The 14,921-nt window shown below is 72.6% G+C and carries 16 protein-coding genes; 15 read left to right on the plus strand and 1 reads right to left on the minus strand.

What is annotated here, in order from left to right:
- From ACR68M_RS17885 to ACR68M_RS17930, 10 genes are all read left to right on the plus strand, one after another.
- Nucleotides 1-525 carry a GNAT family N-acetyltransferase gene (locus ACR68M_RS17885; protein ID WP_441245093.1) on the plus strand — a complete coding sequence of 175 codons (525 nt, stop codon included), beginning with the start codon at nucleotides 1-3 and terminating at the stop codon, nucleotides 523-525.
- A 101-nt stretch (nucleotides 526-626) separates the two neighbouring features.
- Nucleotides 627-956, plus strand: a complete 330-nt coding sequence (locus ACR68M_RS17890) for a YbaB/EbfC family nucleoid-associated protein (protein WP_104817032.1) — start codon at nucleotides 627-629, stop codon at nucleotides 954-956.
- 170 nt (nucleotides 957-1,126) lie between these two features.
- Complete coding sequence (gene recR / locus ACR68M_RS17895) at nucleotides 1,127-1,726, plus strand: recombination mediator RecR (RefSeq protein ID WP_441245094.1); 600 nt, start codon at nucleotides 1,127-1,129, stop codon at nucleotides 1,724-1,726.
- The gene (locus ACR68M_RS17900) at nucleotides 1,719-2,351 is read left to right on the plus strand and encodes a DUF5063 domain-containing protein (protein ID WP_441245095.1); all 633 of its coding nucleotides are present in this window, start codon (nucleotides 1,719-1,721) and stop codon (nucleotides 2,349-2,351) included. The genes recR and ACR68M_RS17900 overlap by 8 nt, the downstream gene beginning before the upstream one ends.
- 275 nt (nucleotides 2,352-2,626) lie before the next feature.
- Complete coding sequence (locus ACR68M_RS17905; protein ID WP_441245096.1) at nucleotides 2,627-3,907, plus strand: aspartate kinase; 1,281 nt, start codon at nucleotides 2,627-2,629, stop codon at nucleotides 3,905-3,907.
- Nucleotides 3,904-4,959: an aspartate-semialdehyde dehydrogenase gene (locus ACR68M_RS17910; RefSeq protein ID WP_441245097.1), complete on the plus strand. Its 1,056-nt coding sequence runs from the start codon at nucleotides 3,904-3,906 to the stop codon at nucleotides 4,957-4,959. The genes ACR68M_RS17905 and ACR68M_RS17910 overlap by 4 nt, the downstream gene beginning before the upstream one ends.
- A 77-nt stretch (nucleotides 4,960-5,036) precedes the next feature.
- Nucleotides 5,037-5,633, plus strand: coding sequence for a SigE family RNA polymerase sigma factor (locus tag ACR68M_RS17915; protein WP_441251640.1), 597 nt, complete (start codon nucleotides 5,037-5,039; stop codon nucleotides 5,631-5,633).
- On the plus strand, nucleotides 5,626-6,345 hold the full coding sequence (locus tag ACR68M_RS17920) for a hypothetical protein (protein WP_441245098.1): 720 nt from the start codon (nucleotides 5,626-5,628) through the stop codon (nucleotides 6,343-6,345). The genes ACR68M_RS17915 and ACR68M_RS17920 overlap by 8 nt, the downstream gene beginning before the upstream one ends.
- A 43-nt stretch (nucleotides 6,346-6,388) precedes the next feature.
- Complete coding sequence (locus ACR68M_RS17925) at nucleotides 6,389-7,159, plus strand: SURF1 family protein (protein ID WP_441245099.1); 771 nt, start codon at nucleotides 6,389-6,391, stop codon at nucleotides 7,157-7,159.
- 76 nt (nucleotides 7,160-7,235) lie between these two features.
- The gene (locus tag ACR68M_RS17930) at nucleotides 7,236-8,666 is read left to right on the plus strand and encodes an MFS transporter (RefSeq protein WP_441245100.1); all 1,431 of its coding nucleotides are present in this window, start codon (nucleotides 7,236-7,238) and stop codon (nucleotides 8,664-8,666) included.
- A 21-nt stretch (nucleotides 8,667-8,687) separates the two neighbouring features.
- Here ACR68M_RS17930 and ACR68M_RS17935 read toward each other — a convergent pair whose 3' ends face one another.
- A complete protein-coding gene (locus ACR68M_RS17935; protein WP_441245101.1) occupies nucleotides 8,688-10,304 on the minus strand; it encodes an FAD-dependent oxidoreductase in 1,617 nt (538 codons plus the stop codon).
- A 239-nt stretch (nucleotides 10,305-10,543) separates the two neighbouring features.
- Here ACR68M_RS17935 and ACR68M_RS17940 point away from each other — a divergent pair, with 239 nt between their 5' ends.
- From ACR68M_RS17940 to ACR68M_RS17960, 5 genes are all read left to right on the plus strand, one after another.
- Nucleotides 10,544-11,632 carry a SchA/CurD-like domain-containing protein gene (locus ACR68M_RS17940; RefSeq protein WP_441245102.1) on the plus strand — a complete coding sequence of 363 codons (1,089 nt, stop codon included), beginning with the start codon at nucleotides 10,544-10,546 and terminating at the stop codon, nucleotides 11,630-11,632.
- Between the two features lie 43 nt (nucleotides 11,633-11,675).
- A complete protein-coding gene (locus ACR68M_RS17945) occupies nucleotides 11,676-12,110 on the plus strand; it encodes a cupin domain-containing protein (RefSeq protein ID WP_441245103.1) in 435 nt (144 codons plus the stop codon).
- Entirely contained in the window at nucleotides 12,107-13,372 is a 1,266-nt protein-coding gene (locus tag ACR68M_RS17950; RefSeq protein ID WP_441245104.1) for a beta-ketoacyl-[acyl-carrier-protein] synthase family protein, read from the plus strand. The genes ACR68M_RS17945 and ACR68M_RS17950 overlap by 4 nt, the downstream gene beginning before the upstream one ends.
- Nucleotides 13,369-14,604 carry a beta-ketoacyl synthase N-terminal-like domain-containing protein gene (locus ACR68M_RS17955; RefSeq protein ID WP_441245105.1) on the plus strand — a complete coding sequence of 412 codons (1,236 nt, stop codon included), beginning with the start codon at nucleotides 13,369-13,371 and terminating at the stop codon, nucleotides 14,602-14,604. The genes ACR68M_RS17950 and ACR68M_RS17955 overlap by 4 nt, the downstream gene beginning before the upstream one ends.
- Before the next feature lie 74 nt (nucleotides 14,605-14,678).
- Entirely contained in the window at nucleotides 14,679-14,921 is a 243-nt protein-coding gene (locus tag ACR68M_RS17960) for an acyl carrier protein (RefSeq protein ID WP_441245106.1), read from the plus strand.

Genomic DNA, 14,921 nt, shown 5'->3' on the forward strand with positions numbered 1-14,921 from the left:
ATGTCGACAACCGAGAACCAGGCCGAGTACCGGACGGAGCGGATCGCCCGCGCCGACTGGGAGCGCGTCCGCACCATCCGGCTGGCGATGCTGGCGGACACGCCGCTCGCGTACCTGGAGACCCACGCGCAGGCGCTCGCGTACGACGAGAGCGAGTGGCGCTTCCGGGCCGTCCGGGCCAATGAGCCGGGCCGGTTCGGGGTGGTCGCGGTCGGACCGGAGGGCGGCTGGGTCGGGACGATGGGGGCGTACCTCACCGAGCCGGGGCTGGCCGTGCTGGTCGGGGTCTGGGTGCACGCGGAGCATCGGGGGCGGGGGCTGCGGGTCGCGGACACGCTGCTGGACGAGGTGCTCGGCTGGGCCCGGACGGAGGGCGCTGCGGAGCGGATCTTCCTGGAGGTGCACGAGTCGAACAGCCGGGCCGCTGCCTTCTACGAGCGGCGTGGCTTCGTCCGGACGGGCCGCACCCGGCCGTACGGGCCCGATCCGGACACCGTGGAAATCGAGATGGACCTCCTGCTCTGAGCCCGGAGCGTAGGCTCGGCAGGAGTCGGGGCCGGTCGGCCGGGCCCGGCGGTTCCGACATTGTTTTCCGTGCACAGCCTGTGCACAGGCAGGAGTGACCCGTGTTCCCTGGTGGCGGCCAGCCCAACATGCAGCAGCTGCTCAAGCAGGCGCAGAAGATGCAGGAGGAGCTCGGCAAGGCGCAGCGTGAGCTGGCCGAGACGAAGGTGAGCGGTTCGGCTGGCGGCGGCCTGGTCGAGGCGACGGTGACGGGTGCCGGTGAGCTGGTGGCGCTGACGATCGCGCCCGCAGCCGTCGACCCGGAGGACACCGAGACGCTGGCGGATCTGGTGCTCGCGGCCGTACGGGACGCCTCTGCGGCCGCGCAGAAGCTCCAGAGCGAGCGGATGGGCCCGCTGACGCAGGGCCTCGGCGGAGCGCTCCCCTTCTGAGGCAGCGACTTCTGGGGCAGCGACTTCCGAGCAGCGGCATTCGGTAAAGAGCAGCCCAGATTTATGGGCGGGTCGGGCGTCGGACGGTGTGTCCGGCGCCCGAATCGTTGGATGATGGCACCGGAGCACCACAGACCGGCCGGGCGGCCGGTGGAAACGGAAGGCGTGACGTGTACGAGGGCGTTGTTCAGGACCTGATCGACGAGCTGGGCAGGCTGCCCGGCGTCGGGCCCAAGAGCGCGCAGCGGATCGCCTTCCACGTCCTGCAGTCCGACCCGGTGGACGTACGCCGCTTGGCGCACACGCTGCTGGAGGTCAAGGACAAGGTCCGTTTCTGTGCGGTCTGCGGCAATGTCGCGGAGGCCGAGATGTGCAAGGTGTGCCTCGACCCGCGGCGCGATCTCTCGGTGATCTGCGTTGTCGAGGAGCCGAAGGACGTGGTGGCGGTCGAGCGGACGCGCGAGTTCCGCGGCCGGTACCACGTGCTGGGCGGCGCGATCAGCCCGATCGAGGGCGTCGGGCCGGACGACCTGCGGATCCGGGAGCTGCTGACGCGGCTCGCCGACGGTACGGTCAACGAGCTGATCCTGGCCACCGACCCCAATCTGGAGGGGGAGGCGACCGCGACCTATCTGGCCCGGCTCTGCAAGCCGATGGGCCTGAAGGTCACCCGGCTGGCGAGCGGTCTGCCCGTCGGCGGGGATCTGGAGTACGCCGACGAGGTCACCCTCGGCCGGGCCTTCGAAGGGAGACGACTGCTCGATGTCTGACCGTACCCACACCAAGGAACCCGACGACTTCGCGGTGCAGATCGCGGATTCGGTGGAGAGCTTCGTGCTCGCCGTGACGGAGGTCGCCAAGGGCGACGAGCCGGGCAGCGCCGTCTCCCTGCTCCTGCTGGAGGTGTCGCAGCTGCTGCTGGCCGGTGGCCGGCTGGGCGCGATCGAGGACGTCGTCCCGGAGGACCGCTTCGAGCCCGACGCGGGCCCGGAGCCGGACGGCGTCGAGCTGCGTGAGCGGCTCGCCGAGTTGCTCGCGCCGATCGACGTCTACCACGAGGTCTTCGACCCGTACGGGCCGCCGGAGAAGCCGAACGCCTTCCGGATCTCGGACGACCTCGCCGGGGTGGTCAGTGAGCTGCGGCACGGGCTGACGCACTACAACGAGGGCCGGGTCAGCGAGGCGCTCTGGTGGTGGCAGTTCTCGTACCTCTCCAACTGGGGCTCGACCTGCACGGCGGTGCTGCGCGCGCTGCAGTCGCTGATCGCGCACGTGCGGCTGGACAGCCCGATCGGGGCGGCGCTGGACGGTGCGGACACCGACGACGACGGGCTGACGGACGAGCAGCTGGAGCAGCAGGCGGGCGACCTGATGGCGGCCGAGCTCGGGATCTAGGCGAGTAAGGCCTACCCGGGTGTGACGAAGATCCCGGCGCGTCCCGGTCGGCGTGAAAACCGGGGCCGCCGGGCCGCTGCGGCGGCAATTCTCCGGGCCCGCGGGGCATCCTCCGCACACCTGCCCGTCGGGCTCTCGCACCTGTGATCACCAGGCGATATCGGTGTCTCATCATATGGAATAGAGCAGTTGGAGAGGCCCTGCTCGCTAGACTGGCGCCGACCGCAGAGCCCCCTTCCCCTGGGGGCTCGGACGACACAAGTCGAGGAGCGCACGTGGGCCTTGTCGTGCAGAAGTACGGCGGCTCATCCGTTGCGGATGCCGAGGGCATCAAGCGCGTAGCCCGCCGAATCGTCGACACCAAGAAGGCCGGCCATGAGGTCGTCGTCGTGGTGTCCGCGATGGGCGACACGACGGACGAGCTGATCGAACTCGCGGAGCAGGTGTCTCCGATCCCTGCCGGGCGCGAGTTCGACATGCTGCTGACGGCCGGGGAGCGGATCTCCATGGCGCTGCTGGCCATGGCGATCAGAGCACTGGGCCACGAGGCGCAGTCGTTCACCGGCAGCCAGGCCGGGGTCATCACCGACTCCGTCCACAACAAGGCCCGCATCATCGACGTGACGCCCGGCCGCATCCGCAACGCCCTGGACGAGGGCAACATCGCGATCGTGGCCGGTTTCCAGGGCGTCTCGCAGGTGAGCAAGGACATCACCACGCTGGGCCGTGGCGGTTCCGACACCACGGCGGTGGCGCTGGCCGCCGCGCTCAAGGCCGAGATCTGCGAGATCTACACCGACGTGGACGGCGTCTTCACCGCCGACCCGCGCGTGGTGAAGAAGGCCCGCAAGATCGACTGGATCGCCTTCGAGGACATGCTGGAGCTGGCGTCCTCCGGCTCCAAGGTGCTGTTGGACCGCTGCGTGGAGTACGCCCGGCGCTACAACATCCCGATTCACGTACGCTCGTCCTTCTCCGGCCTTCCGGGGACCATCGTCAGCAGCATCAACCCGAACGAGCCCGAAGGGGGCGAGATGGAGCAGGCCATCATCTCCGGAGTCGCCCACGACACGTCCGAGGCCAAGGTCACGGTCGTCGGCGTGCCCGACAAGCCGGGCGAGGCGGCCCGGATCTTCCGCGCCATCGCGGATGCCGAGGTCAACATCGACATGGTGGTGCAGAACGTCTCCGCTGCATCCACCGGCCTCACCGACATCTCCTTCACCTGCCCGAAGACCGAGGGCCAGAAGGCCATCGACGCGCTGGGCCGGGTCAAGGAGGGCATCGGCTTCGAGTCGCTGCGCTACGACGACGCGATCGGCAAGATCTCGCTGGTCGGCGCCGGCATGCGCTCGAACCCGGGCGTCACGGCGACCTTCTTCGAGGCGCTCTCGGAGGCCGGGGTCAACATCGAGCTGATCTCCACCTCGGAGATCCGGATCTCGGTCGTCACCCGCGCCGACGACGTCAACGAGGCCGTCCGCGCCGTGCACACGGCCTTCGGTCTGGACAGCGACACCGACGAGGCGGTCGTCTACGGCGGGACCGGACGGTGACCTCGGAGAGGCGGCCGAGCCTCGCCGTCGTCGGCGCCACCGGCGCTGTCGGCAGTGTGATGCTCGGCCTCCTCTCCTCCCGTCAGGACGTCTGGGGCGAGATCCGGCTGATCGCCTCGCCCCGCTCGGCCGGGCGCCGGCTCACCGTGCGGGGGGTCGAGGCCGAGGTCCTCGCGCTCTCCGAGGAGGCTTTCGAGGGCATCGACGTCGCGATGTTCGACGTCCCGGACGCCGTCGCCGCGCAGTGGGCCCCGATCGCCGCCGCCAAGGGCGTCGTGGTGGTCGACACCTCGGCGGCCTTCCGGATGGACGAGGCGGTGCCGCTGGTCGTCCCCGAGATCAACGCACCGGCGGCCCGCATCCGGCCGCGCGGCATCATCGCCGGTCCGGCCTGCACCACCCTCACCATGATCGTCGCGATCGGCGCGCTGCACGCCGAGTACGGCGTCAGCGAGCTCGTCGTCGCCTCGTACCAGGCCGCCTCCGGCGTCGGCCGCCGGGGAGTGGACGCGCTGCGCGACCAGCTCGGCCGGGTCGCGGGGGCCGCCGTCGGTGAGCAGACCGGTGACCTGCGGGCCGTCATCGCCGACAACGGGCCCTTCCCGGCGCCGCTCGCGCTGAACGCCGTGCCCTGGGCGGGTTCGGTGCTGCCCGGCGGCTGGTCCTCCGAGGAGCAGAGGGTGCGCGACGAGTCGCGCAAGATCCTCGGCCTGCCGGAGCTCAAGGTCTCCGCGACCTGCGTCCGCATCCCCGTCATCACCACGCACTCGCTCGCCGTGCACGCCGTCTTCGAGCGCGAGGTCACTCGGGCGCACGCGCAGGAGATCCTCCGGGACGCGCCCGGCGTCGTGCTCTTCGACAACCCCGAGGCCGGGGAGTACCCCACCCCCAACGACGCCGTCGGCACCGACCCGACCTGGGTGGGGCGGCTGCGCCGCTCGCTCGACGACCCGGCCGCGCTCGACCTCTTCCTCTGCGGCGACAACCTGCGCAAGGGTGCGGCGTTGAACACAGTGCAGATCGCCGAGTTGGTCGCCGCCGAGCACATCTGAGAAACTCCCCCGGATTCATGGGCCAGGCAGGGCAACCATGACGGGTGCTCGAGTGTCGGACGGGTGTGGCATACGTAATGGTGGGGGCGCGACCCATACGAAGGGCGCCGTCGAGCGTGCAGGTGATCACACCGGTACCGGTGGACGACCTGTCGACATCCGTCGTCGCCGAGGCAGTCGGCGCCACCGTCGACCAGCTCACCGAGACGTACCAGGCCCACTACCAGTCGCTGCTGCGCCTCGCCGCGCTGCTGCTGGACGACCGCTCCTCCTGCGAGGACGTCGTGCAGGAGGCGTTCATCCGGGTGCACGCGGCCCGGCGCCGCGTCCGCGACCCCGAGAAGACGCTCGCCTACCTGCGGCAGACGGTCGTCAACCTCTCCCGCTCCACGCTGCGCCGGCGCATCCTCGGCCTGCGCCTGCTGCCCAAACCCATGCCGGACATGGCCAGCGCCGAGGAGGGTGCGTACGACGCGCTTGAGCGGGACGAGCTCAAGCGCGCGCTCAAGGGCCTGCAACGCCGCCAGCGCGAGGTGCTCGTGCTGCGGTACTTCGCGGACCTCACCGAGGCCCAGACCGCCGACCTGCTCGGCATCTCGGTCGGCTCGGTGAAGGCGTACGGCTCGAGGGGCCTGGCGGCCCTCCGCCTCCGGATGGGGACGACCAATGACTGACGACTTCCTGGCCGACGCCGGGGCCGACGAGATCCGGGCCCTGCTGCACCGTTCGGTGGCCGAGGTGCGGCCCGACCCGAGCGCCCTGGGCCGCATCCGCCGGGAGGTGCCGCGCCGCCGCGCCCGGCGGACGGCCCTCGCGACCGGCGTCTCCGCCGCCGCCGTCCTGCTGCTGGCCGGTGGCGTGTCGACGTACGCCGACCACCGGGCCACCTCCACCCCCCCGCCTCCGGCCGCCGACGCCACCGGCTACCCGGACTGCCTGCGCGCGGATCTCGGACAGACGGCGACCCACCTCGCCCCGCCTGACGCCCACGGGGCGGTCTACGGCTGGATCACCGTCTTCAACACCACCTCGCACATCTGCAACGTGACGGGCGGCGGCGGCCTCCGGCTCGACATCGCCGGTGCGGCGGGGGCCAAGCCGAAGATCCGGATCCTCGACTACCGCCTGGGCGACCCGGCCCCGGCCCTGCCGGACCCGACGACCGCCCCGCACGTCCTGAAGCTCGACCCGCTGGACGGCTACCAGGTGCAGTTCGCCCTGGTGCCCGAGGGCAGCGACCCGGCGTCGGGCCCCGTCACGCTGGTCCACACCCCGCCGACGGGCGGCGCCGTCGTCACCCTCGCGATTCCGGGGGCCCACAGCGGCACCCTCTACCGGGCGGCCCCGCAGGAGATCGAGACCGAGCAGGGCCATACCCGGGGGTGACCCCTGCGGTCGGGGCGGCGGAGACGGTCGTTACGGTGATGGTGTGTACCGATTTCTCCTGACTCCGCGCTGGCTGGGCGGCACCGCCGTCGGACTGGTCGCCATCGCGGTCTGCCTCTGGCTCGGCTCCTGGCAGCTCGGGCGCTTCGAGGCCAGGGCGTCGACCCACCACGAGGCCACCCGTACGGCCGCCGCCCCCGGGCAGGCCGCACCGCTGGACACCGTGCTGACCAAGGCGCAGCCGCAGGTCGGCACCGACACCGTCGGCCGTCCCGTCACCGCGACGGGCAGCTACGACCAGGCGCACCAGCTGCTCGTCCCGGACCGCGCGGTGGGCGGCAAGGTGGGGTACTACGTGCTCACCCCGCTGCGCACCGCCGACGGCCGGGCCGTCACGGTGGTGCGGGGGTGGGCCCCCGGCGCCCCCGACAGCGCGCGCGCCCCCGCTGCCCCCACCGGGCAGGTGAGCGTCACCGGACGCCTCCAGGCACCCGAGAACACCGGCAGCAACGGCGCGGTGGCCGGTGGCCTGCCCGCCGGACAGCTGGGCACGATCAGCCCGGCGGCCCTGGTCAACGTCCTCCCGTACGCGACGTACGACGGCTGGGTCGCCGCCGACTCCGTCCCGGACGGCCTCACCGCCGTCCCGACCGTGCAGCCCCAGGGCGGCGACGGCCTCAGCCTGCGGGCCTTCCAGAACCTCGGCTACACGCTGGAGTGGTTCGTCTTCGCGGCCTTCGTGGTCTTCATGTGGTTCCGCCTGGTCCGCCGCGAGGCCGAGGCCGAGCAGGACCGCGCGCTCGGCCTGGCGTAACCAGCAGTAGTCGGCTCATTGCCGGTCGTGAGCGTGGCGCACTGCCTGCTGCCCGCCGTGGCTCGGATACTGAGTCGTGAGCACACCACCCCTGCCGAGCGGCGCGTCGGCGGTCAAGCGCACCGACCACCGTTGGCAGGCACTCGCTGTCTGCCTGGTGGCCGGGTTCATGACGCTGCTGGACGTCAGCATCGTCAACGTCGCCCTGCCGTCCGTCCGCAGCGGGCTGCACCTGTCGGACAGCGGTGTCCAGTGGGTGCTCTCCGGGTACTCGCTCGCCTTCGGCCTGGCGCTCGTCCCGGCCGGGCGGCTCGGTGACGCGCGCAGCCGCCGGGCCGTCTTCATGGCCGGGCTCGCAGCCTTCACCGCCGCCAGCGCGGTCGCCGGAGCCGCCCAGAACGAGGCCTGGCTGGTCGCCGCCCGGCTGGCCCAGGGCCTGGCGGGCGGGGTGCTGGTGCCGCAGGTCTCGGGCTTCATCCAGCAGCTCTTCCAGGGCCCCGAACGTGGACGGGCGTTCGGCCTGCTCGGCGCCGCGATCGGCATCTCGACGGCCGTCGGCCCGCTGCTCGGCGGCCTGCTGATCGCCGCCTTCGGCGCCGGCGAGGGCTGGCGCTGGGTCTTCTACGTCAACCTGCCGATCGGCGTCGCCGCCCTACCGCTCGCCTACCGGCTGCTGCCGCCCCCGCGCCTGCCCGCCGTGCGGCACCGGGACTTCGACCCGGTCGGCGTGCTGCTGCTCGGGGCCGCCACGCTGCTCCTCCTGCTGCCCTTCGTCCAGGAGGACTGGCACGGCGGCGGCAAGTGGCTGCTGGTGCTCGCGGCGGCGGTGCTGTACGCGGCCTTCGCCGGCTGGGAGCTGCGGTACGGGCGCCGCCGGGAGCCGGTGGTGCGGCTGAGTCTCTTCCGGGCCCGCTCGTACTCGCTCGGAGTGCTGCTCTCGCTGGTCTACTTCGCCGGGTTCACGGCGGTGTTCTTCATCTTCAGCCTCTACCTCCAGGAGGGGCAGCACTACAGCGCACTGCTCTCCGGTCTGTCGATCACCCCCTTCGCGGTCGGCTCCGGCGCGGCGGCGGCCTTCGGCGGCCGGGTGGTCCACCGGTACGGGCGCCCGCTGGTGACGGCCGGGCTCGCGCTGGTCGCCCTCGGGCTGACGGCGGCGGGGGCGGCCGTGCACCTGTGGTCCGGGCCGCACGTCGGCTGGGTGACGGCCCTCCCGCTGCTGGTCTCGGGGGTCGGCAGTGGCCTGGTGATCGCCCCGAACCAGACCCTCACCCTGAGCGAGGTGCCCGTCTCCCGCGCGGGCAGCGCCGGGGGTGTCCTGCAGACCGCCCAGCGGATCGGCTCGGCGGTCGGCGTCGCGGCGGTCGGCTCGGTCTTCTTCTCCTCCCTCACCGACCACCCCGGCGACTGGGCGGGCGGCTTCCAGCGCGGCCTGGCGGTGGCCCTGGGCTTCGTCCTGCTGGCCCTCCTGCTCGCCCTGGTGGACGTCCTCCGGCGCGAGCGATAGGCGCGGCGGCGCGTTGGCGCCTCAGGTGCGGAGTACGGCCCGCAGGGCCTCGGCGAGCACCGTCTCCGGGTCGGCGGGGAGGGTCTCGGTACGCCAGGCGACGAAGCCGTCCGGGCGGACGAGGACGGCGCCGCCGGGGCGGAGGTCGTAGGCGGTGGCCCAGTCGGCGCCCGGCTCGGGGGTGAGGTCGGCCTCGAAGCGGTGGGCGCCGAGGGGGAGGTGGTCGCGGTCGGCGAGCCGGTGGGCGGCGGCCTGCCAAGGGGCGCCGTCGGGGCCGGTGAGGAGGACGAGGGAGTCCCCGAAGAGGTCGAGGGTGGAGAGCAGGACGCCGTCCCGGCGTACCCAGAGGTGCGGGGCCCGGGAGCCGGGGACGGCGCCGGTGGCCTCGAAGCTGTCGGGCACGGTCGGCGAGGCGGGGTCGGTGCCGACCACGGCGCCGACGGGGTAGCGGTAGCCGAGGGCGACGGCCAGCACGTTCTGCTGGCGCCCGGTGCCGGGCAGCGCCGCGTAGCCGGGGTGGCGGTGCTCGGCGGAGCGGGCGGCGGCGCGGGCGCTGGTCGCCCGTGCGACGGGCTGGCGTTCCTGCTCGTACGTGTCGAGCAGGCCCGGCCCCGCCCAGCCGCCGAGCACGGCGGCGAGCTTCCAGGCCAGGTTGTGGGCGTCCTGGATGCCGGTGTTGGAGCCGAACGCACCGGTCGGTGACATCTCGTGCGCCGAGTCCCCGGCGAGGAAGACCCGGCCGGCGCCGTAGCGTTCGGCGACCCGCTCGGCGGCGTGCCAGGGGGCCTTGCCGGTGATCTCGACCTCCAGGTCGGGCACCCCGGCGGCGGCCCGGATGTGGGCGATGCAGCGCGCGTCGGTGAAGGAGTCGAGCGTCTCGCCCTGCTCGGGGTGCCAGGGCGCGTGGAAGACCCACAACTCCCGGTTGTCGACGGGCAGTAGAGCCCCGGCGCCTTCGGGATTGGTCAAGTAGCAGGCGATGAACCGCCGTTCGCCCACGACATCGGCAAGTCGCTTGGCACGGAAGGTGATGCTGACGTTGTGGAAGAGGTCGCCGCGCCCGGTCTGCCCGATCGCGAGCCGCTCCCGGACGGGGCTGCGCGGCCCGTCGGCGGCAATCACGTACTGGGCGCGGACGGTCTGCCGCACGCCGGTGGACCGGTCCCGCACGGCGGCCGTCACCCCGTCGGGGTCCTGCTCGAAGGAGAGCAGCTCGGTGCCGAAGCGGAGGTCGCCGCCCAGTGCGCGGGCCTGCTCCAGCAGCACGGGCTCCAGGTCGTTCTGGCTGCACAGACACCAGCCGGTCGGGCTGAAGCGGGCCATCGCGCCGCCCGGGTCGATCTCCTTGAACAGCCACTCCTGGTCCGCCCCGGCGAGGGTGTCGGCCTGCAGGATGCCGTGGTTGTCGGCCAGCACGGAGGCCGCCTCGCGGATCAACTGCTCGACCCCGGCCGCCCGGTAGACCTCCATGGTGCGGACGTTGTTGCCGCGTCCGCGCGGATGGTGGGAGGTGCCGGAGTGTTTCTCGACCAGGAGGTGCGGTACGCCGAGCCGGCCCAGGAAGAGTGAGGCGGACAGCCCCACCAGCGAGCCTCCCACGACGAGGACGGGTACCTCGGCGTCGACCTTCGGGTTCATCGGTAGCTCCAGTCTCTGCGCGTTCGGATGCTCCCAGACTCCGTCCTGCCGGGCGATCACGCTCGGTCAGCGGAGCCAGGCGGCGGCCTTTTCGCTCGGATGGCTTCCAGCCCTCGCGCCGCCCACGCCGGGCCAGCACGATCGACCTCAGGCTTCAGCGATGGTGACCCTGAGTCGCGAGAGAGACGCACCGGGGGCCTCGGCACCGGGAGCCTCAACCGTCCAAGGAGAAACGGAACATGACGACCCTGACCGAACCCGTCTCGCGCCGCCCCGGGCTCACCCCCAGCAGGCTCCGCGTCGTCCTGCTGTGCGACATCATGGACGGCGCGCAACAGCGCTTCCTCCAGGCGTACGAGCAGTTGCGCCACCAGGTGGCCGCAGTGCCGGGCCATGTCACCGACCAGCTCTGCCAGTCCATCGAGGACCCTTCGCAGTGGCTGATCACCAGTGAGTGGGAGAGCGCGCAGCCGTTCCTGGCCTGGGTGGACAGCGAGGCGCACCGGGCGATGGTCAAGCCGCTGCACGGGTGCGTCAGGGACACCCGTTCGCTGCGGTTCAGCATCATGCGGGAGACCACCGGGTCGGAGACCTACGACGGGCCGGAGCCGGTGCTGGACGGCACCGTGCGGCACGCCCTGACCTTCACCGTGAAGCCCGGCAGCGAGCGGGAGGTGGCTCGCATCCTGGCCGGCTACAGCTCCCCGGCGGCGCAGGTGGACGAGCACACCCGGCTCTGCCGGACCTCGCTCTTCATGCGCGGCAACCGGGTGGTGCGCTCCGTCGAGGTGGCGGGCGATCTGGGGGCCGCGCTGCGGCACGTCGCCATGCAGCCCGAGGTACGGGCGGTGGAGGAGGCGATCAACCCGTACCTGGAGCAGGACCGCGACCTGGGCGATCCGGAGTCGGCGCGGGCGTTCTTCATGCACGCTGCCCTCCCGGCGGTGCACCATGTGGCCGCCGACGGCGAGCCGGGTGCCGTGACCAGGTACGCCCTGCTGTACCCCGTCCGGCCGGGCTGCGGCGCGGCGGTGGCCGGGCTGCTGGCCAGGCAGGACCGGCTGGCGGTCGAGGAGGGCAACCCGGCGCTCGCGGCGGCCACCGTCTTCCAGCGGGAGGACACCGTCGTCCGGGTGGTCGACCTCACGGCGGCGCCCGAGTCGGTGCCCGCCCTGGCGCTCGGGGTGGTCGGGCCGCGTGCCACGGCGGTGCTCGCCCGCCTGGTCGAGCTGGACGGCCACGACCTGCGCAGCGGCGCCGGGACGGCCCGGTTCGCCGCCGAGTGCTCGATGGCCCTGGTCACCGACCGCCGGGCGAAGGACGCCTGAGCCCATCGGACCCGACACACCGTCACCAGAGTGAGGAGTTGCCATGACCACCCAGTACCCACGTGTCGTGCACGTCGACGAGGTCGCGCCCAACCGCCGCCGAGGCGGCGATCTGCGGGCGATGCTCACCCCGACGGCGGTCGGTGCGACCAGTGGCTTCATGGGCCTGGCCATCGTGCGGCCGGGGGAGCGGATCGGTGAGCACTACCATCCGTACTCGGAGGAGTTCGTGTACGTCGTGTGCGGCGAGCTGGAGGTCGACCTCGACGGCGAGCCGCACCCGCTCCGCCCCGACCAGGGCCTGATGATCCCGGTCAACATGCGCCACCGCTTCCGCAACGTCGGCAGCACCGAGGCCAGGATGGTCTTCCACCTCGGCCCGCTCGCCCCCCGGCCCGAGCTCGGGCACGTCGACACCGAGGACGGCCAGGGCGCACTGCCGCCCGACCGGCCGGAGCACAGCGGGGTCGTCGCATGACCAGGCGGGTGGCCGTCACCGGGATCGGCATCGTGGCTCCCGGAGGCGTCGGCACCGCGGCGTTCTGGGAGCTGCTCACGGCCGGCCGGACGGCGACCCGGGGCATCACGCTCTTCGACCCGGCCGGCTTCCGCTCCCGGATCGCCGCCGAGGTCGACTTCGACCCGGTGGCCGGCGGCCTGAGCGCCGAGCAGATCGCACGCTCCGACCGGTACGTGCAGTTCGCCCTGGTCGCCGCCGCCGAGGCCGTCCGCGACTCCGGGCTCGACCTGGCCGTCGAGGACGCCTGGCGGGTCGGCGTCTCGCTCGGCACCGCCGTCGGCGGCACCACCCGGCTGGAGCAGGACTACACCGCCGTCAGCGAACGCGGCGCCCGCTGGGCCGTCGACCACCGCAAGGCCGACCCGCACCTGCACCGGGCGTTCTCGCCGAGCACGCTCGCCTCCGCCGTCGCCGAACAGACCGGCGCGCGCGGCCCCGTGCAGACCGTCTCGACGGGCTGCACCTCGGGCCTGGACGCGATCGGCTACGCCTTCCACGCCATCGAGGACGGGCGGGCGGACATCTGCGTCGCCGGGGCCGCCGACTCGCCGATCTCCCCGATCACCGTCGCCTGCTTCGACGCCATCCACGCGACCTCCGAACGCAACGACGACCCGGCGCACGCCTCCCGCCCCTTCGACGCGGACCGGGACGGCTTCGTGCTCGGCGAGGGCGGCGCGGTGCTCGTCCTGGAGGAGCTCGACCACGCCCGCCGCCGCGGGGCCCGGGTGCACTGCGAGATCAGCGGCTTCGCGACCTTCGGGAACGCGTACCACATGACCGGGCTGACGCAGGAGGGCCGCGAGATGTCCGAGGCGATCGACCGCGCGCTCGCCCACGCCCGGGTCGACAGCAGCGAGATCGACTACGTCAACGCGCACGGCTCGGGCACCAAGCAGAACGACCGGCACGAGACCGCCGCCGTCAAGCGCTCGCTCGGCGCGCACGCGTACGCGACGCCGATGAGCTCGATCAAGTCGATGGTCGGGCACTCGCTCGGCGCCATCGGGGCGATCGAACTCGTCGCCTGCGCCCTGGCGATGGTCCACAACGTGGTGCCGCCGACGGCCAACTACGAGACACCCGACCCGGAGTGCGATCTCGACTACGTGCCCCGGACGGCTCGGCCGAAGCCGCTGAACAACGTGCTCTCCGTCGGCAGCGGCTTCGGCGGCTTCCAGTCCGCCGTGGTGCTCCGGCGCGCGGGGGCGGCGGCATGAGCGCCGTACTGCCCGGCCGCCGGGCCGTGCTGACCGGCATCGGAGTGCTGGCCCCGAACGGCATCGGGGCCGACGACTTCTGGAAGGCGACCCGCGAGGGCGCCAGTGTGCTCGGCCCCGTCACCCGTGAGGGCTGTCAGGACCTGCCGATCCGGGTGGCCGGCCAGGTCAGCGGGTTCGACGCCGAAGAGGCCATCGAGGGCCGGTACTTCGTCCAGACCGACCGCTTCACCCACTACGCCATGGCGGCTGCCGACCTCGCGTTGGAGGATGCCCGGCTCGACCGGGAGGCAGGGTCGCCGTTCGGGATCGGCGTCGTCACGGCGGCGGGCTCCGGCGGCGGCGAGTTCGGCCAGCGTGAGCTGCAGCAACTCTGGGGCACCGGGCCGCAGTTCGTCGGCCCCTACCAGTCGATCGCCTGGTTCTACGCGGCCAGCACCGGCCAGATCTCGATCCGGGGCGGCTTCAAGGGCCCCTGCGCGGTGGTCGCCAGCGACGAGGCCGGCGGCTTGGACGCGCTCGCCCACGCCGCCCGGACGATCCGGCGCGGCGCCGACACCGTCGTGGTCGGCGCGGCCGAGGCCCCGCTGGCCCCGTACTCGATGGTCTGCCAGCTCGGATACCCCGAGCTGAGCCTCAGCGACGACCCGGAGCGGGCCTACCTGCCGTTCAGCTCGGCGGCCTGCGGCTTCGTGCCGGCCGAGGGCGGGGCGATGTTCGTGGTCGAGGAGGAGAGCACGGCCCGCGCCCGGGGCGCCCGCATCCGGGCCGAACTCGCGGGCCACGCAGCGACGTTCACCGGAGCCTCGCGCTGGGAGGAATCCCGGCAGGGCCTGGCGCGGGCGATCCGGGGCGCCCTGGAGGAGGCCCACTGCGCCCCCGACGAGATCGACGTCGTCTTCGCCGACGCCCTCGGTGTCCCGGCCGCCGACCGGGCCGAGGCCCTCGCCCTGGCCGACGCACTCGGCGAGTACGCCGCGTACGTCCCCGTCACCGCTCCCAAGGCCGGCACCGGCCGCGCGTACTGCGGGGCACCGATGATCGACACCGCGGCCGCCGTGCTCGCCATGGAGCAGAGCCTCGTACCGCCCACCCCCAACGTCACCGACCTCTGTCACGACATCGACCTGGTGACCGGCTACGCCCGCTCCGCCGAGCTGCGGACCGCCCTGGTGCTGAGCCGGGGCCTGATGGGCTCCAACGCGGCGCTCGTGCTGCGCCGCCCCTACTGAACCTACTGACCTTCTGACCGACGTACTCACCGACTGACTGTTCTGCTGGCCACTACCTCCTGAGGAGAACCCTGATGGAACTCACGTACGACGAACTCGCCCTGCTGATCAAGAACCGGGCCGGGGTCACCGTCCCGGCCGAGACCGTCGCCGAGCCCGGCATCGGCTTCGACGAGCTCGGGGTCGACTCGCTCGGGGTGCTGGGGATCGTCGCCGAGTTGGAGAACCGGTACGGCCTGAAGCTCGGCAGCGACCTGCCCGGGACACCGCAGGAGCTGCTGGATGCCGTCAACTCGCCTGCCGTCAAGGGAGTCTGA

This window comes from Kitasatospora sp. McL0602 (assembly GCF_052076145.1).
GTDB lineage: Bacteria > Actinomycetota > Actinomycetes > Streptomycetales > Streptomycetaceae > Kitasatospora.

Coding starts and splice junctions, on each gene's coding strand:
- ACR68M_RS17885 (WP_441245093.1), top strand. CDS start 1: ATGTCGACAACCGAGAACCAGGCCGAGTACCGGACGGAGCGGATCGCC.
- ACR68M_RS17900 (WP_441245095.1), top strand. CDS start 1,719: ATGTCTGACCGTACCCACACCAAGGAACCCGACGACTTCGCGGTGCAG.
- ACR68M_RS17915 (WP_441251640.1), top strand. CDS start 5,037: ATGGTGGGGGCGCGACCCATACGAAGGGCGCCGTCGAGCGTGCAGGTG.
- ACR68M_RS17920 (WP_441245098.1), top strand. CDS start 5,626: ATGACTGACGACTTCCTGGCCGACGCCGGGGCCGACGAGATCCGGGCC.
- ACR68M_RS17935 (WP_441245101.1), bottom strand. CDS start 10,304: ATGAACCCGAAGGTCGACGCCGAGGTACCCGTCCTCGTCGTGGGAGGC.
- ACR68M_RS17940 (WP_441245102.1), top strand. CDS start 10,544: ATGACGACCCTGACCGAACCCGTCTCGCGCCGCCCCGGGCTCACCCCC.
- ACR68M_RS17945 (WP_441245103.1), top strand. CDS start 11,676: ATGACCACCCAGTACCCACGTGTCGTGCACGTCGACGAGGTCGCGCCC.
- ACR68M_RS17950 (WP_441245104.1), top strand. CDS start 12,107: ATGACCAGGCGGGTGGCCGTCACCGGGATCGGCATCGTGGCTCCCGGA.
- ACR68M_RS17955 (WP_441245105.1), top strand. CDS start 13,369: ATGAGCGCCGTACTGCCCGGCCGCCGGGCCGTGCTGACCGGCATCGGA.
- ACR68M_RS17960 (WP_441245106.1), top strand. CDS start 14,679: ATGGAACTCACGTACGACGAACTCGCCCTGCTGATCAAGAACCGGGCC.